This is a genomic window from Amycolatopsis sp. DG1A-15b (assembly GCF_030285645.1).
Classification (GTDB): domain Bacteria; phylum Actinomycetota; class Actinomycetes; order Mycobacteriales; family Pseudonocardiaceae; genus Amycolatopsis.
Genome location: NZ_CP127296.1, coordinates 8,136,067 through 8,151,560 on the forward strand (window position 1 = coordinate 8,136,067; position 15,494 = coordinate 8,151,560).

Annotated in this window: 16 protein-coding genes and 2 tRNA genes; 11 read left to right on the plus strand and 7 right to left on the minus strand. The window is 70.8% G+C overall.

What is annotated here, in order from left to right:
* Nucleotides 1-21 precede the first annotated feature (21 nt).
* Together QRY02_RS37585 and QRY02_RS37590 are read left to right on the plus strand one after the other, a co-directional pair.
* Nucleotides 22-687: a DUF3566 domain-containing protein gene (locus QRY02_RS37585; protein ID WP_285987512.1), complete on the plus strand. Its 666-nt coding sequence runs from the start codon at nucleotides 22-24 to the stop codon at nucleotides 685-687.
* Nucleotides 688-736: 49 nt separating this feature from the next.
* Nucleotides 737-810 (plus strand) — tRNA-Ile (locus QRY02_RS37590).
* 57 nt (nucleotides 811-867) lie between these two features.
* Here the strand turns inward: QRY02_RS37590 and QRY02_RS37595 are convergent.
* A complete protein-coding gene (locus QRY02_RS37595; RefSeq protein WP_353068064.1) occupies nucleotides 868-1,818 on the minus strand; it encodes an oxygenase MpaB family protein in 951 nt (316 codons plus the stop codon).
* Between the two features lie 633 nt (nucleotides 1,819-2,451).
* Here QRY02_RS37595 and QRY02_RS37600 point away from each other — a divergent pair.
* The 4 genes from QRY02_RS37600 (at nucleotide 2,452) to QRY02_RS37615 (ending at nucleotide 4,498) form a co-directional block, all read left to right on the plus strand.
* Nucleotides 2,452-2,619: a DLW-39 family protein gene (locus QRY02_RS37600; RefSeq protein ID WP_285987514.1), complete on the plus strand. Its 168-nt coding sequence runs from the start codon at nucleotides 2,452-2,454 to the stop codon at nucleotides 2,617-2,619.
* A 34-nt stretch (nucleotides 2,620-2,653) separates the two neighbouring features.
* Nucleotides 2,654-2,726: transfer RNA gene (locus tag QRY02_RS37605), tRNA-Ala, on the plus strand.
* Nucleotides 2,727-2,822: 96 nt separating this feature from the next.
* Nucleotides 2,823-3,758, plus strand: a complete 936-nt coding sequence (locus tag QRY02_RS37610) for an ATP-binding cassette domain-containing protein (protein ID WP_285987515.1) — start codon at nucleotides 2,823-2,825, stop codon at nucleotides 3,756-3,758.
* On the plus strand, nucleotides 3,755-4,498 hold the full coding sequence (locus QRY02_RS37615) for an ABC transporter permease (RefSeq protein ID WP_285987516.1): 744 nt from the start codon (nucleotides 3,755-3,757) through the stop codon (nucleotides 4,496-4,498). The genes QRY02_RS37610 and QRY02_RS37615 overlap by 4 nt, the downstream gene beginning before the upstream one ends.
* On the opposite strand, the gene QRY02_RS37620 is transcribed toward QRY02_RS37615, so the two are convergent.
* Complete coding sequence (locus tag QRY02_RS37620; protein ID WP_285987517.1) at nucleotides 4,482-7,586, minus strand: ATP-binding protein; 3,105 nt, start codon at nucleotides 7,584-7,586, stop codon at nucleotides 4,482-4,484. The genes QRY02_RS37615 and QRY02_RS37620 overlap by 17 nt on opposite strands.
* A 100-nt stretch (nucleotides 7,587-7,686) precedes the next feature.
* Here QRY02_RS37620 and QRY02_RS37625 point away from each other — a divergent pair, with 100 nt between their 5' ends.
* A complete protein-coding gene (locus QRY02_RS37625) occupies nucleotides 7,687-8,907 on the plus strand; it encodes a cytochrome P450 (RefSeq protein ID WP_285987518.1) in 1,221 nt (406 codons plus the stop codon).
* On the opposite strand, the gene QRY02_RS37630 is transcribed toward QRY02_RS37625, so the two are convergent.
* From QRY02_RS37630 to QRY02_RS37640, 3 genes are read right to left on the minus strand one after another with little or no spacing between them, the layout of a single operon-like run.
* Entirely contained in the window at nucleotides 8,885-10,282 is a 1,398-nt protein-coding gene (locus tag QRY02_RS37630) for an alpha/beta fold hydrolase (protein WP_285987519.1), read from the minus strand. The genes QRY02_RS37625 and QRY02_RS37630 overlap by 23 nt on opposite strands.
* Before the next feature lie 56 nt (nucleotides 10,283-10,338).
* Nucleotides 10,339-10,977: a pyridoxine/pyridoxamine 5'-phosphate oxidase gene (locus QRY02_RS37635; protein WP_285987520.1), complete on the minus strand. Its 639-nt coding sequence runs from the start codon at nucleotides 10,975-10,977 to the stop codon at nucleotides 10,339-10,341.
* A 1-nt stretch (nucleotide 10,978) separates the two neighbouring features.
* Nucleotides 10,979-11,629: a hypothetical protein gene (locus tag QRY02_RS37640; RefSeq protein ID WP_285987521.1), complete on the minus strand. Its 651-nt coding sequence runs from the start codon at nucleotides 11,627-11,629 to the stop codon at nucleotides 10,979-10,981.
* Between the two features lie 82 nt (nucleotides 11,630-11,711).
* On the opposite strand from QRY02_RS37640, the gene QRY02_RS37645 reads away from it, so the two are divergent.
* Together QRY02_RS37645 and QRY02_RS37650 are read left to right on the plus strand one after the other, a co-directional pair.
* A complete protein-coding gene (locus QRY02_RS37645; protein ID WP_285987522.1) occupies nucleotides 11,712-12,245 on the plus strand; it encodes a DUF2020 domain-containing protein in 534 nt (177 codons plus the stop codon).
* Between the two features lie 146 nt (nucleotides 12,246-12,391).
* Complete coding sequence (locus QRY02_RS37650) at nucleotides 12,392-12,844, plus strand: DUF6918 family protein (RefSeq protein ID WP_285987523.1); 453 nt, start codon at nucleotides 12,392-12,394, stop codon at nucleotides 12,842-12,844.
* A 95-nt stretch (nucleotides 12,845-12,939) separates the two neighbouring features.
* Here the strand turns inward: QRY02_RS37650 and QRY02_RS37655 are convergent, their stop codons facing one another.
* Nucleotides 12,940-13,476 carry a hypothetical protein gene (locus QRY02_RS37655; RefSeq protein ID WP_285987524.1) on the minus strand — a complete coding sequence of 179 codons (537 nt, stop codon included), beginning with the start codon at nucleotides 13,474-13,476 and terminating at the stop codon, nucleotides 12,940-12,942.
* A gap of 89 nt (nucleotides 13,477-13,565) precedes the next feature.
* Here QRY02_RS37655 and QRY02_RS37660 point away from each other — a divergent pair, with 89 nt between their 5' ends.
* Both QRY02_RS37660 and QRY02_RS37665 read left to right on the plus strand, forming a co-directional pair.
* Complete coding sequence (locus QRY02_RS37660; RefSeq protein ID WP_285987525.1) at nucleotides 13,566-14,090, plus strand: peptidylprolyl isomerase; 525 nt, start codon at nucleotides 13,566-13,568, stop codon at nucleotides 14,088-14,090.
* Nucleotides 14,091-14,121: 31 nt separating this feature from the next.
* Nucleotides 14,122-15,081: a rhomboid family intramembrane serine protease gene (locus QRY02_RS37665; RefSeq protein ID WP_285987526.1), complete on the plus strand. Its 960-nt coding sequence runs from the start codon at nucleotides 14,122-14,124 to the stop codon at nucleotides 15,079-15,081.
* On the opposite strand, the gene QRY02_RS37670 is transcribed toward QRY02_RS37665, so the two are convergent.
* A complete protein-coding gene (locus tag QRY02_RS37670) occupies nucleotides 15,078-15,491 on the minus strand; it encodes a PH domain-containing protein (RefSeq protein WP_285987527.1) in 414 nt (137 codons plus the stop codon). The genes QRY02_RS37665 and QRY02_RS37670 overlap by 4 nt on opposite strands.
* Between the last annotated feature and the right edge of the window lie 3 nt (nucleotides 15,492-15,494).

Here is a 15,494-nt window from a genome sequence, read left to right on the forward strand (position 1 = left end):
ACGGGTAAGGACTGACTCTTCGTGACACCGACCGAGAATCCCGAGGCAGCGGGTTCGAACGGAACGCCGGCGAGCCCACCCTGGCAGCGGGTCGACAAGGAAGGCGACGCCGAAGCGACGGTCAAGCTGGCCACGGACGAGGCACCGCCCCCGCCCGCGGCAGCGCAGCCCGCCACCACCGAGCGTTCGGTGGTGACGGGCAGCGCAGCCCCCCGCCTCTTCGGCGGAGGCTCAGGCGACACCCCGCCGGCCGGCGGCGAGGTCCCCCCGGCGTCGACCCAGCGAGCCCGCCCGAGCGCGCTGCGCCGTCCGGGCCGCGGCCCGCGCCGCGCATCACTGCAGGTGAAGCGGTTCGACCCGTGGTCGGTGCTGAAGCTGTCCCTGGTCCTGGGCGTAGCGATGTTCTTCGTCTGGCTGGTGGCAGTCGGAGTGCTGTACACGGTCCTCGACGGCATGGGCGTCTGGGACAAGCTGAACGGCACGTACTCATCCCTGGTCGGCGGCGAGGGCGCGAACGCCTCGGCCGAGCCCCTGATCAGCGCAGGCCGCGTCTTCGGCATCGCAGCCATCCTGGGCGCGATCAACATCGTCCTGGTCTCGGCCTTGGCAACGGTGAGCGCGTTCATCTACAACGTCTCCGCCGACCTCGCGGGCGGCCTCGAGGTAACCCTGTCCGAACGGGAGTGACCCGGTTGCAGGGCCCCTTCGGGGGTCCTGTAAAGTTCTCCTCGTTCGAGGGCCTATAGCTCAGGCGGTTAGAGCGCTTCGCTGATAACGAAGAGGTCCCAGGTTCAAGTCCTGGTAGGCCCACGCAGGTCAAAGCCCGGTTCACCTAGTCGGTGGGTCGGGCTTTTTGCTGCCTGTCGCCTACTCGCCGCCCTGGTCTGCCTTCGGTGGTGCCATCGGGCAGATTCCGGCGGCCAGCCACTTCTCCCGGAGGTCCGAGGGGACGGCGAGGGTGGTCGGCTGTCCGTCGGTCAGTGTTCGCACGCTTCCGGTCAGCAGGAGGCTTCCCGCCCTGTCGAGCACCGCCGTCGCCGCGCGGCTGCGGTCTTCCGAGCGCTCGAGCAGCCGCATCACGCGCACGCCGGCGCTGACCGTGCGGCTCCAGGCGCGGGAGTTCGGTACCTCGAGCCAGTCGGCGACCTGCGGGGTCACCACCTGGCGGACCATCGCGGCGACCACGCCGTCGAACGCCTTGCCGGGTACCAGGTTTTCGTACAGGTGCAGCAGGTTGCGGGTGAGCTCGATTCCCTCGGCGGACGGTCCGTAACTCGCCTCGACGAGCTGGGCGTTCAGCGCTTCGGCCTCGACGAGGGTTTCCGGCATGGCGTCGGCCGGGATGCCGAGCAGGGCTCCGGTCACTCGCCAGACGTAGTAGTAGTCCTCGGCTTCGCGGTCGGTGACCGCGATGCCGATCCGGCGCATTCCGGCGATGACCTGGACCGAAAAGATGAGCAACGCGCCCAGCATGTCCTGCTGGCACACGGCACGCCGTCCGCTTCGACGTCCCACTCGCCGGATCGGGTGATGAAGTAGCGCACGGCCGCGTGGATCAACCGTGTCTTCTGGATCGTGGGCACGAAGTGACCGCCGGAGCCGAACGGGTTGTGGCCCATCAGGTTCAGCACGAACTGCGACGTCTCCGACAGCCGGCGATGGGGCTGGTTGAGCCGGTGCGTGAGCGACAGCACGCGCGACGGCCGTGGCTGGGCGTAGCAGTTGACCATCGCGCCGAACGACAGCACCGAGGCGACGTGCACCCCGTCGTCCACGAAGAACTCGTACGCGCCCGCGATGCGGTCGAGGTCGGCCCACGCCGGCGGGGCGTCCGTGGCCAGGAGGTAACGGCGCACCGGCTCGGGCAGGTCTTCGGGGATGGGCTGGTCGTTTTCGCGGAAATGGGCCAGCACCTCGTTGACCGCCCGGGTCGTTCCGCCGGCCACCAGATCGGCGATCACCGCGTCGGCGAGCGGATCACCTTGGTACTTCAGCGCTTCGACAGCGGACGGCGTCTTCTGCATCTCTGACACGCGCTCAGCCTCAGCCGGATCGCGAGTCCGGCGCTAGCGCTGTTCGGGCACGGCCGTTCTCTACCGGATGATCGTCGTGATCACACGGCGTAACCGGGATACAGGTCAGCCCTGCCGGGAAGAGAAGGCCGGCAGGGCTGAGCGGTCACGGTCGGCGCGCCGCACGGTCGCCTCTCGGCGAAAGGCGCATCGCGGCTCCAGCCTGACGGAACTCCGCGAAGGCGATGAGGTGAGGCCCGGGGGACACGGTGGGCACACCGACCACTCGGTACAACCAGCCGGCGGGGGTAGGTATTTCCCGCTGTGTGTGACATGCGTTACCAGTGGTTCCACGTGGAACCAAGAGTGCCCGACACCAGCGCCGTGGCCGTGCAGTAACATCGCGGGGTAAGGGAAGCAAGCTGAGAAGGGGGCTTCGGTGAAGAAGCTGCTGGCACTCGCCGTCATCGCGGGCGGCGTTCTGTTCGTCGTCAAGCGCAACAAGGCGGCCAAGGCCGAAGCCGACCTCTGGCGTGAGGCGACCGCGCCGGTCCCCTCCACCAACGGCACCACCCCGGCCAAGCCGGCGGGCGCTTCCCAGAACTGATCTTCACTCCGCGGGCGGCGAGCCGCTCGCGTCCGGGGCTGTAGCTCAATTGGTAGAGCACCGCCTTTGCAAGGCGGGGGTCAGGGGTTCGATTCCCCTCAGCTCCACAACTCGAACGGCCCGCACCAGCGTGCGGGCCGTTTCCGTACCCGTGTCAGGGGCGAATCAGGGCCGTGTCAGGCCGTCCCTCGACAGTGGCTCTCATGACAGACCTGGCGATCACGGCCTCCGGACTGCGGAAGGCCTACCAAGACAAAACCGTCCTCGACGGCGTGGACCTCGAAGTCGAGGCCGGGACGATCTTCTCCCTGCTCGGCCCGAACGGGGCCGGCAAGACCACGGCCGTCAACGTCCTCACCACGTTGACAAAGGCCGACGGCGGCACGGCTCGTGTCGGCGGGCACGATGTCGCCACCGAGGCCAAGGCCGTGCGGGCGGCGATCGGCGTCACCGGGCAGTTCGCCGCCGTTGATGAACTGCTCACCGGGCAGGAAAACCTGCAGCTGATGGTGGACCTGAGCCGGGGCGGTGGGGGCAAGAAAACCGTCGCCGAGCTGCTGGAGCGCTTCGACCTCACCGAGGCGGCGCGCAAGCCCGCGTCGACCTACTCCGGGGGGATGCGCCGGAAGCTCGACCTCGCCATGACGCTCGTCGGCCGGCCGCGGGTCATCTTCCTCGACGAGCCGACGACCGGTCTCGATCCGCGCAGCCGCCGGACCATGTGGACCATCACCCGCGATCTCGTCGCCGACGGGGTGACCGTCTTCCTCACCACCCAGTACCTCGAAGAGGCCGATCAGCTCGCCGACCGGATCGCCGTGCTCGACCAGGGCCGGCTGGTCGCGCAGGGCACGGCCGCCGAACTGAAGCGCCGGATTCCCGGCACCCACGTCCGGCTCCGGTTCACCACCCCCGGCGAGCTCGACGCGGCCGCGCGGATCCTCACCGACGCCACGCGCGACGACGAGGCCCTGGCCCTGCGCGTGCCCAGCGACGGCGGCACGAAATCGCTCCGGTCCCTTTTGGACAGGCTCGACGAATACGCGCTCAGCGCCGAAGAGCTCTCCGTCCACACCCCCGATCTCGACGACGTCTTCCTCGCCCTGACGGGCCACGCCACGGAGGTTCCGGCCAAATGAATTCCCACTCGATCGTGATGCTGCGCCGCAACTTCAAGCACATCGCCCGTAATCCGATGTCGGTGTTCAACGCGATCCTGATGCCGGTCGTGGTCATGCTGATGTTCGTCTACATGTTCGGAGACGCCTTCAGCGTCGGCGTGAACTACGTCGACTACGCGACGCCGGGGCTGATGCTGCTGGCCGTCTGCTACGGGCTGGGCGCGACCGCGACCGCGGTGAACTCCGACATGACCAAGGGCATCATCAACCGCTTCAAGGTCATGGACGTCTCGCGGGGCGCGGTGCTGACCGGGCACGTCGTCGCCAGCGTGCTGACCAACCTGATCGCCATCGCGGCTCTCCTCGGGGTGGCCTTCCTGCTGGGATTCCACCCAGCGGCGAGCTTGTTCGACTGGCTCGGCGCCTTCGGTGTCGTCGTGCTCCTCGGGTTCGCGACCGGCTGGCTCACGATCGCACTGGGCCTGGCGGCGAAGACGCCGGAAACGGCGGGCCTGGCTTCGGTGCCGCTGGTCATGCTCCCCTTCTTCAGCAGCGCGATCGTGCCTGCTGACAAAATGGGGCCCGGCCTCAAGCAGTTCGCGGAGTACCAGCCGTTCACGCCGATCATCGAAACCCTGCGCGGGCTGCTCAACGGGACGCCGGCCACCGGCACCCTGATCGCCGCCCTCGCGTGGTGCGCCGGGATCGCCGTCGTCGGCTACCTGTGGGCGTCGTCCACCTTCAAGAAGCGAGCGTGACCGCGGCCAGCTCCGGCCAGCTCGCTTCCGACCCCGCCCGCGTCGCCTCGGTGAACCCCACGTCACCGAGGCGACGTCGTGCGGTCTCCTCGATCCGGGCTACATCCGGGTGCGACTGGTCCGGCAGGCCCCGGACGCCCGCGCTCGCTCCGAGCAACCGCGCGGCCTGCTCGTCCTGGCCGGTGCGCAGCGCGAGGTCCGCGAGGCCGACGAGCACCTGCGAGATCGTCAGCGGGTGTCCGGTTTCGGTCGCCGCGTCGAACGCCGCCGCGCGGTGCGCACGGGCTTCGGCGAGGTCCTCGGCCAGGTAGCCGAGCAGGTCCTGGACCACTGCCTGGACGTTCGCGCGCTGGGCGTCGTCGCCCATCATCGTCGTGGCGACGTCGAGCTGGCGACGCGCCTGGGCGGTGTCGCCGCTCCAGCGTGCGAGTTCCGCTTTGGCCAGTGCCAGCTCGGCCAGCGCGTTCGGCCACGCCACGCGCTCCGCGGCCAGCTGGGCTCCGGCCAACGCGGCCGCGCTCGCCTTCTCGTCGTCCAGCAGCCAGTACAGCTGGGCCTGCCGCGACCGCATCCGGACGACGTCCTCGATGGCGCCGACCTCGGTCACGACCTCGACGGCCTGCTCGTAGTACTCGCACGCTTCGGTGAACTCGCCGCGCACGGCGATGCGATCCGCCAGCTCGGTCAGGGCGAACGACGTGCCCCACCGCTCGCCGAGCGCGCGGAACTCGGCGACCGCCGTTTCGAGGAGGGCGTCTGCGGCCTGGTCGCCGTGGCCGAACTGGATGCGCATCTTGCCCAGCTGCAGCCGGGCCACCGCGCGCACCCACGGGTCCTCGTCGGCGAGCAGCGGTTCGAACGCCGACAGGGCCGCGTCCGGCCCGTGCAGCAGCCGCTCCAGGGCGCCGGCGAAGCGCAACGCCAGCCGTGGGTTTTCGACCTTCAAGCTGATCTCGTACGCCTTGCGGATCCAGTCTTCCGCGCGGTATTCGTCGCTCTGCTGCCCGGACGTCACGAACTGGACGATGAACGTGTAGACCACGCCGCGGATTTCGTCCGGCACTTCGCCGGGCACGGCCGTGGCCGCCATGACCAGCTCGTTGCCCTCCGCCCGGTGCCCGGCGAGCCACCAGTACCAGCCGGCGGTCGCCGCGAGCCGCATCGCCTGGGCCGCTTCGCCCGCCGCGAGTGCTCCGCGCATCGCCGCGGTGATGTTGTCGTGCTCCGCCTCGAGCGTGGCGAGCCAGGTCAGCTGCTCGGCGCGGCGCAGGTGCGGCTCCGCCGTCTCGGCGAGTTCCGTGAAGTACGCGAGATGCGCGTGCCGGGTGACGTCGGCCTCGCCCGCCTCCGCGAGCCGCTGCTCGGCGTACTCCTTGATGGTCCCGAGCATGCGGTAGCGCTCGTCGACGACGACGACCAGTGACTTCTCGGTCAACGAGGTCAGCAGGTCGAGCACGTCGGCCGAGTCGTCGCCGCAGACCCGCTCGGCCGCTTCCCAGCTCGCCCCGCCGGAGAACACCGAAAGCCGGCGCAGCACGACGCGTTCGGCCTCGGAGAGCAGTTCCCAGCTCCAGTCGATCACCGCGCGCAGCGTCCGGTGCCGCGGGAGCGCGGTCCGGCTGCCGCCGGTGAGCAGGCGGAACCGGTCGTCGAGCCGGTGCGCGAGCTGGTCGAGCGACATCGTGCGCAGGCGCGCCGCGGCGAGCTCGATGGCCAGCGGCATCCCGTCCAGCGCACGGCAGACGCGCGCGAGAGTGCGGACGTCCACCGCGAGGTCCTTGCGCACCGCGCCGGCCCGGTCCCGCAGCAGCCGGACGGCCGGCGTGGCCTCGATTTCGGCGGGATCCGCGTTCTCCGCGGGCACGACCAGGGGCGCGACCTGCCACAGCGCCTCCCCGGTGATGCCGAGCGGTTCCCGGCTCGTCGCGAGGATCCGCAGCCGGCGGCACTCCCCGAGCACCCGGTGCGCGAACGCCGCCGCTGACTCGATGACGTGCTCGCAGTTGTCCAGGATCAGCAGCATCGAACGGTCCCGCAGGGCGGCGATGACCCGGTCCGTCGGCTCGGCGTCCGGTGCCTCGCCGACGAGCGAGTCCCGCAGCTTCAGCGCGCCGAGCGTCGCCTGGGCCACGTCGTCGCCGGCGCCGATCCCGGCCAGCTCGACCAGCCACGCGCCGTCCGGCAGGTCGCCGAGCAGCGTGCGCGCGGTTTCCGTGGCCTGCCTGGTCTTCCCCGAACCGCCCGGCCCGATCAGCGTGGTGAGCCGGTGGTCGGCGATGAGCTCGCGGACCGCGGTGACGTCGGCGTCCTTGCCGACGTAGCTGGTCAGCTCGGCCCGCAGGTTCGTCTTCCGGGTCTCTTCCCGCCGGCCCAGCTCGCCGCGCAGCAGCGCGACGTGCACCTCGGACAGCTCCGGAGACGGGTCGACGCCGAGGGAGTCGGCCAGGGTTTCCCGCGTGCGCTCGTACACGAGCAGCGCTTCGGTGTCGCGGCCGGTCGCGACGAGCGCGCGCATCAACGCGGCGACGAGCCGTTCCCGCATCGGGTGCGCGGCGACCAGGTCGGTCAGCTCGGTGACCAGCTCCGCGCCGTGACCGAGCCGGACCTCCGCGTCGAACCGGTCTTCCAAGGCGGCCAGGCGCAGCCCTTCGAGCCGGGTGACCGCGGCTTCGAACGCCGCGCTTTCCGGCAGTTCGACGTCCTGCATGGCCGGACCGCGCCAGAGGGCGAGTGCCTCGCGCAGCCGTCGCGGATCGTTTTCCTGCCGAGCCTGGCCGACGAGGCGTTCGAAGCGCACGGCGTCGACGTCCTCGGGTGCCACCACCAGCCGGTAGCCGGTCGGCCGGCCGTCGACCGACCCCTCGGGGAGTGCCTTGCGCAGCCGGGAAACCAGGCGCTGCAGGGCGTTCGGCGCTTCGGCGGGCGGGTGCTCACCCCAGATCCAGTCGACGAGCGTCCCCTTCGGGACCACTTGGCCCGGCTCGAGCGCGAGCGCGACCAAGAGCCCCCGCAGACGGGCGCCGGGCACGTCGGCGAGCACGCCGTCGGCCGTGCGCACTTCGAAGGGCCCCAGGATCCCGATCTGCACGCGGCCGATCTTGCCACGGGCGGCGGTGTCCGAGGCGTGTCAGGCCCGTGTCAGCCCGCTCGGCGATCGTCGTCGGCACACCACCACGAAAGGAACGCCGATGAGCCAGACGGCCGACGTCCCGCACGGACTCCCCATGGACCGCGACGCGGGGCCCTTCGACCCGCCGAGCGCGCTCACCCGGCTGCGCGACGCCCGCCCGGTCAGCCCGCTGGTGTTCCCCGACGGGCACGAGGGCTGGCTCGTCAGCGGCTACGAAGAGGTCCGGCAGATGATGGCCGACACGCGGTTCAGCTCCCGCCTGGACCTCGACGTCATCCACGTGCCGTACGAGACGGGCATGCCCGCCGCCACCGAGCCGTCGCCGCAGCTGCCGGGCATGTTCATCGCGATGGACCCGCCGGACCACAGCCGGCTGCGCCGCAAGCTCACCGGCGCCTTCACCGTCAAGCGGATGAAGCAGCTGGAGGAGCACATCGCCGACGTCGTCGAGCGGCAGCTGGACCACCTGGCGCGGCTGGCCCCGCCGGTCGACCTGGTCAAGGAGTTCGCGCTCCCGGTGCCTTCGCTGGTGATCTGCGAGCTGCTCGGCGTGCCCTACGCGGACCGGGAGACCTTCCAGGCGAACTCGGCCCAGTTCATGGTCCGGGAGCAGACGCTCGAGGAGAAGATGGGCGCGTACATCGCGCTGAACACGTACCTGTCCGAACTGGTCACGAGCAAGCGCGCCGACCCCGGCGAGGACATCCTGTCCGACCTGGCCCGCCACGACGACCTGACCATCGAGGAGCTGACCGGCGCGGCGTTCCTGCTGCTGCTCGCGGGCCACGAGACGACGGCCAACATGCTGTCCCTGGGCACGTTCGCGCTGCTGCAGCACCCCGAGCAGCGCGCCGAACTGCACGCCGACGCGGAACTGCTGCCCGGCGCGGTGGAAGAACTGCTGCGCTACCTGTCCGTGGCCGACATCTTCTTCCGCTACGCCACGGAGGACCTCGAGCTCGGCGGCGAAACGATCCCCAAGGGCTCGACGGTCGTCGTCTCGCTGCTGGCGGCCAACCACGACCCCCGGCGCTTCGAAAACCCGGACACGCTGGACATCCACCGCAACGCCCGCGGCCTGCTGTCCTTCGGCCACGGCGTCCACCAGTGCCTCGGCCAGCAGCTGGCCCGCATCGAGATGCGCGCCGGCTTCGAAGGGCTGCTGCGCCGCTTCCCGACCCTGGCGCTGGCTGTCCCGGCCGAGGAGGTGAAGCTGCGGACGGACATGAACATCTACGGCGTCCACGAGCTGCCGGTCACGTGGACCGCAGGAAGCTGATCACCGCGTCCCGCCCCGCGTGGCCGCGCTCGCGGTTCTGGATCGAGTGCGACTCGCCCGGCACGATCACCAGCTCGCCGCGCGGGGCCCGGGTCGCTTCCTCGCGCGCCCACTCCAGCGGCGTCGACAGGTCCCGGTCGCCGTTGAGCAGCAGCACCGGGACGTCCGGCAACGGCCCAGCCGGGTTCGACGCCGGGCGTTCCGCCGGCCACGGGAGGCAGCTCTGGATGAACCCCTGCTGCGTCGCGACGCCGGTCGTGTACGGCCAGGTCGCCGACTCCGGCAGCGCGTGGGCGGCCAGCGACAGCAGCGGGCGGCGGAGCGCGAGCGGTGTCGCCGCGGTGCCCCACGGGAAACGCCCGTCCGCGCACAGCGTTGCCGCGTGGAGGCCGGCGCTGAACGCGGCCGGGTCGTCGCCGCCGGACCGGTAGGCCTCCAAGAGACCGTCGAGGCGGGCCGGGGCGCCGCCGCGGGCTTCGTGGAGGGCGCCGATGACGTCGCCCGCCGCCGGGTCGCGGTACGTCGGGTCGGCGAATTCGTACGACACGACCGTGTCGAAGATCCGCACCCCGTCCGCCGTGCCGCGGTGGCGGACCACCCACGCCAGGTCCTCGGCCGGGTCGTAACCGCAGGCCGGAGCCACCGCGCACGCCGCGCGCAGCACGCGCGCCTCCGCCGTCAGCCCCGTCAGGTACAGCGAAGCCGACGCCGTCGCGTGGTGCGGCAACACCGAGTCGAGGATCACCTTGCTGACGTGGTCCGGGTGCGCGATCGCGTACCGGGCCGCTGTGAAGGAGCCGTACGAGACGCCGTCGACGACCAGCTTCGGCACGCCCAGTGCCTGCCGGAGCCGGTCGAAGTCCGCCACGCTCTGGTCGGTCGAATACAGCGGTGCCGTGTCGCCGAGGATGCGCGCGCACTCCTTCACCGCGCCGGCCGACGGGGTCGCGATGTCCGAACTGCCCATCTCCGCCTGCAGGCCGGGACACCGCAACGCCCCGGACGGGCCGGTGCCGCGCTGGTCGAGCATGACGATCCGGTAGTCCCGCGCGACCTCCGGCAGCCGCTGCTTGGCGATCCGGGTGATGGTCCCGACGCCGCCCTGGCCGGGGCCGCCGGTGAGGAACAGCAGGACGCCCTTGGGCGCGGCCGTGTTGTCCGCGGTCGCCACGGGCAGCGCCAGCGTGCCCGGCACGCGGCCGGTGTGGTCGAGCGGGACGGTCAGGGTCGAGCACGTGAAGCCCGGCTGTCCGGGACACGGGTGCGGATCCGCCAGCGCCGGTCGTCCCCCAGGACGCGCGTCGGCCGCGGCCACACCCCCGAGTGCGGCGGTCAGCGCCAGGACCAGCCCGGCGGTCAGCATCTTCGAGCGCATGGGTGCATCATGCGCACACCGGCGCGGGACCCGCATACCCCCGAACGGGGCGGCCGTCACGGCCAGAGGCGCTCGCGGACCCAGCCGTCGCCGGACTTCCGGTACCGCAGCCGCACGTGGCGCCGGTCGTGACTGGCCTGCCAGAACTCGACTTCCTCCGGATCCACCAGGTACCGCGTCCACGTTTCCGGGGCCACGTCCGGGTTCTCCTCGACCCAGTGCTGCGCTTCCGCCGCCGCCACCTCGAGGTCCGCCGGATCGTGCAGCACCTGGGACTGGTGCCCGATGAACGCCTCGACGCGGGACGCCGGCGGCCGGGCGAGGAAGTCCGCCGCCGACACCTCGGGGACGGCGGGGGAGACCGGGCCGCGCAACCGGACCTGGCGGCCGCGGCCGGGCCAGAAGAACGTCAACGCGGCGCGCGGGTCCTTGCGCAGCTGGATGCCCTTCGGGCTTTCCGAACTGGTCGCGACCGCCCAGCCGCCCGCGCCGACGTCCTTGAGGATGACCACGCGCGCGTCGGGCGCGCCATCGGCATCCACTGTGGACAAGGTGACGGCGTGCGGCGCCAGCACGTGCTCGCCGGCTTCGGTCAGCCACTCGAGGAACAACGCCTGCGGGTCCGGTGGTGCCGTTTCGGGCGTGAACACCGGGAGTTCTCCGGGGAACGACGGCCAGCCGCGCAACTGCACCATGTCAGTAACCGTACGGACCCTGCTGGGGAGCGTGCCCCGGCGGTGGGTAGACCGGCGGCTGCGGGCCGGCCGGCCCGGCGTACGGCGGGGGCGGCACCTGCGGCGCCGGCGCCGGCATCGGGTGCTGCGGGTGCTGCTGCGCCTGCTGCCACTGGACCTGCTGGTAGACCTCGGCGGGCTGCGGGAAGCAGTACGTCAGCTTGGCGTTGACCGAGCCCTGCATCGCCGCGCCCCAGAGCTTGCCGCCGACGAACGCGTACAGCTGCCCGGCGGAGAGGTCCACCGCGACCATCCGCGTCTCGCCGCCGAACTGGTTGCCCGACTTCGCCGACGCGGCCTGCGCGGCGTCCGGGTACACGCGGCCGCCGACGAGCCCGGCGATCACGACGGACCCCGCCGTCCAGCCCATGGTGCCGGACAGGTTCGCGCGGGCGTGCTGCGTCGCGCGGCCGGTGAAGTCGTACAGCGCCGCGGCGCTGACCTCGGGGACGGCGGCGGCGATCACGCAGTAGTTCATCGTCGTGAGCAGCACCTGTTCGGTGAACAGCCCGACGACGGCCGTGGCGGGCCCGATCTGCACGGAGTTCAGCCGGCCACCGGCCCGGTGGATGCGCTCGGCCATCGCGCCGAGGTACTGCTCGGGGGTGAGCACGTGGACATCGTCGCACGCCCGGTGGCCACGGCGGCGTCAGCCAGCGGGTTTCACACATGCTTCGTGGTTGACTGTCCGCGCTATGCGACGACTCGTACTTCTCGCGCCCGCCGTGGCCCTGCTGGCCGGCTGCAGCGCCACCATCGTGACCGGCACCGCGACGCCCAGCCCGCCCTCGGCGTCCCCGGACTCGAGCAACGCCGGCAGCCTGCCCCCGGACCCCCAGCCGGGCGCGACGGAGGATTGCCCGTACCTCGGCAGCGAATTCGTGGCCGAGTCGAACGGCCAGCACGTGTCGAAGGTCCGCGTGTCCGCCGACCAGCCGCACCCGGCGTGCTTTTTCTACCGCCCGGACGGGAAGATCCAGCTCACCGTCCGTGTGTACGTCGGGGACGCGAAAACGGCGACGGCGCTGGTCAACAAAGCGGCGCCGCTCGACTCGTCCAACCCGGCCAGCGACCCTTCCGGCTGGAAGGGGGGCTATTTGTCGACCGACGACGGTGCCGTCTACGCGGTCGCGAAGGGGTCGGCGGCGGTCATCGCGTCCACGAACCAGAAGCAGAGCGTCAAGGCACGCACAGTGGTCAAGAAGGCTATCGCTGCCCTGAAGCTCTAGGTAGCGGCCTCCACACGGGTGAGTGATGTTGATCTTGTATTACCCTGTGCGTCACGCGCAGGCTTCGTGGACTCGCGCACCGCAGCCACCGGGGACCCCCACCCCGGGGCGGGGCACCAACTCTGCAACGACAAAGGACAAGATTCGTGGCTGACACCCTCAAGGAAATCCTGCTCGACTCCGGCCGTCGCCCGGCTGTCGTCTCCGACTTCGAGACCCTCGTCGACGCCGAGGTCTCCGACAAGGGCGGCGTTTCGGGTGCCGTCGTGAAGACCGGCTTCGCCGCGGTCAAGAAGATCAAGCCGGGCATCATCCCCTCGGCCGTCGACACGCTGCTGCCGGACTTCGCCTCCGCGCTCGAGCCGTTCTACGGCGACTACCGCGCCAAGGGCGGCAACGACTTCGGCGCCTACCTGTCCAGCCGTTCGGATGAGGCTTCCGACGCGCTGCTGAGCGTCACCGACTCGCGCGCGGAGAAGAGCAACCGCGACAGCATCAAGAAGGTCTACGGCAAGCTGCGCCCGAACGGCAAGAAGAACGTCGAGGAGGCGCTGCCGCGTCTCGGCCAGCTGATCGACAAGCACGCCGCTGCCGTCTGATCGAACTACGGCACGACTGAGTCACCGCAAGACTGAGTCATCGCAAGACTGAAGAGGCCCCCGGCTGCACCCCCGGGGGCCTCTTCGCGTCTTGTTCAGTTCTTCTTTTCGGCGGGCGCCGCGGACGGCGCCTTGCCGTTCGCCTGCGGGGTCGGCTTCGCCGCTTCGGCGGGCTTCGGCGCAGGCGGGGTGGCCTTCGGGGGCGCCGGGGCGACCGGCGGCTCCTGCTTCGACCGCAGTGCGTAGGCGGCGCCCGCGCCGACCACGACCAGGCCCAGCAGCCACGGCCACTTGCGCCGGCTGCGGGTGCCCTTGGCGGCCGACTTGGCCTCGGACAGAGCGGCGTAGAAGTCCTTCTTCGCCGCCTTGAAGTCCTTCTTGCCGCGGCGCTTCGACTCGCCGGCCGCCTTCGCGGCCTTGATGGCGGCCTTCTTCGCCTTGCGACCCGGCTTGCGCAGCTCGGACAGGCGCGCGAGCGCCTCCTGGCGAGCGGCCTTCGAGCTCTTCTTGAGCTCCTTGCGGGTCAGTTCCGTCTTCTTCGCGAGCTTCTTCTGCGCGCGCCGCCCCTGCTTGACACCCTCGGTGACGAGTTTGTCGGCGGTCTCGACGGCCTGGGCTGTCGCCCGGGACATGGGCTTCACCTCATCATTCGTTTTGACACTGCACTGTTACCCGTAACCTATCGTGCCCCTTTTCTGCGCCGCCCGCCGCAGATGGCACGATGAAGTACGTGAAAGCTACGCTGCACACCAACCAAGGTGACATCCACCTGAACCTGCTCCCCGACCACGCGCCGAAGACGGTCGCGAACTTCGTCGGGCTGGCGGAAGGCACCAAGGAGTACACCCAGCCCAACGCGGCGGGGACGAACTCCGGCCCGTTCTACGACGGGTCGATCTTCCACCGGGTCATCGACGGCTTCATGCTCCAGGGCGGCGACCCGACCGGCACCGGCCGCGGCGGCCCCGGCTACAAGTTCGGCGACGAATTCCACCCCGAGCTGCAGTTCAGCAAGCCGTACCTGCTGGCGATGGCCAACGCGGGGCCCGGCACGAACGGCTCGCAGTTCTTCATCACCGTCGCGCCGACCACGCACCTCAACTTCCGGCACACGATCTTCGGCGAGGTGGCCGACCAGGAGTCGCGCAACGTCGTCGACGCGATCGCGCGGACGTCGACCGGCCCGGCGGACCGCCCGCTGACCGACATCGTCATCGAGAAGGTCACGATCGACCACGAAGGCTGAGCGGACCGGGTTTCGGTAGGTTGGTCGCATCGTGAACCAACCGCCGAACCCCGCCGCCGAACAAGCCGCGCTCCCCGGGTGCTGGTGGCACCCCAACCGCCCGACCGGACTGAGCTGTTCCCGGTGCGGGCGTCCGGCGTGCCCGGACTGCCTCCGCGAAGCCCCCGTCGGCTTCCAGTGCACCGACTGCGTGCACTCCGGCGGCCAGGAGCAGCGCCGTCAGCACCGCGGGTACCAGGAGGCCGGCTTCGGCCAGCGCACCGTCTTCGGCGCGCGGCTGTCCCAGTCGGTGCTCGTCACCCAGGTCATCCTCGCGGTGAACGTCCTGGTCTTCCTGCTCACGGTCGTCCAGGCGGGCAGCCTGAACGACAACGACCTGTCCTCGGCCTTCCAGCACGGCGCCCTCTACGGCGATGCGACCCTCGGCCACGGCGAGTGGTGGCGCATCCTGACCAACGGGTTCCTGCACTACGGACCCATCCACATCGCGGTCAACATGTTCTCGTTGTGGATGATGGGCCGCTCGCTGGAGCAGGTCTGCGGCCGCGGCCGCTACCTGGCGCTCTACTTCGTCTCCATGCTCGGCGCGTCGGCGGCGGTGCTGCTGTTCGGCAACCCCAGCGGGTACCCCGGCACGGCGGGCGCCTCCGGCGCGCTGTTCGGCCTGATGGGCGCCTACGCGGTCACCGTGCTGAAGCTGCGGCTCAACCCCACCGGCCTGATCATCACGCTCGCGCTGAACGCGTTCATCACCTTCGGCATCCCGGGCATCTCGATCTGGGCCCACGCCGGCGGCCTGGTGACCGGGGCACTGGTCACCGTCGCGCTGCTCTACGCCCCGGAGATCGGCCAGGTGCGCTGGCAGGCGATCGGCATCGCGATCGTCACCGTCGCGATCATCGGCCTGATCGTCTACCGGGGCTCGCAGTTCCCGGCCGAGAGCTGCCAGTTCGTCCAGTTCCCGTTCGGCCGGTACTACGTCTGCGCCTAGCTCCGCAGCGTGCTCAGGACGTCCAGGACATCGCGGGGATCCTCGCCGAGGTCGAGCCACCCGAAGACGTACAGCTCGTCTTCGTGCTCGACCTCGAGCGTGACGCCGTCGCGGCCGAGTCGTCTGGTGGTGCGCAGCCGCGTGCGCGTCTGCGCCCACGGCAGCCGGTGCGTGCCGCCCAGCGTCCGGGCCACCAGGCCCTCGGCGTCGGCGGCCAGCCGGGGCCGGACGATCGTGGCGTGGGCGGCGAACGCGCCGACGGCGACGGCCGCGAGGGCGAACAGCACCAGCCCACCGCGGTCGCCGGTCAGCGCGTCGGTCACCACGCCGGCCAGCAGCAACGCGGTGACCGCCCAGGCCGATACCACAACGGCCTGACGAGGCGCCCAGGAGGTGGGGTAGTTATCCACAGG

Bases quoted from the DNA above. Each gene is read 5' to 3' on its own strand.
- QRY02_RS37610 (WP_285987515.1), top strand. From the start codon at position 2,823: ATGACAGACCTGGCGATCACGGCCTCCGGACTGCGGAAGGCCTACCAA.
- QRY02_RS37615 (WP_285987516.1), top strand. From the start codon at position 3,755: ATGAATTCCCACTCGATCGTGATGCTGCGCCGCAACTTCAAGCACATC.
- QRY02_RS37625 (WP_285987518.1), top strand. From the start codon at position 7,687: ATGAGCCAGACGGCCGACGTCCCGCACGGACTCCCCATGGACCGCGAC.
- QRY02_RS37630 (WP_285987519.1), bottom strand. From the start codon at position 10,282: ATGCGCTCGAAGATGCTGACCGCCGGGCTGGTCCTGGCGCTGACCGCC.
- QRY02_RS37635 (WP_285987520.1), bottom strand. From the start codon at position 10,977: ATGGTGCAGTTGCGCGGCTGGCCGTCGTTCCCCGGAGAACTCCCGGTG.
- QRY02_RS37645 (WP_285987522.1), top strand. From the start codon at position 11,712: ATGCGACGACTCGTACTTCTCGCGCCCGCCGTGGCCCTGCTGGCCGGC.
- QRY02_RS37655 (WP_285987524.1), bottom strand. From the start codon at position 13,476: ATGTCCCGGGCGACAGCCCAGGCCGTCGAGACCGCCGACAAACTCGTC.
- QRY02_RS37660 (WP_285987525.1), top strand. From the start codon at position 13,566: ATGAAGTACGTGAAAGCTACGCTGCACACCAACCAAGGTGACATCCAC.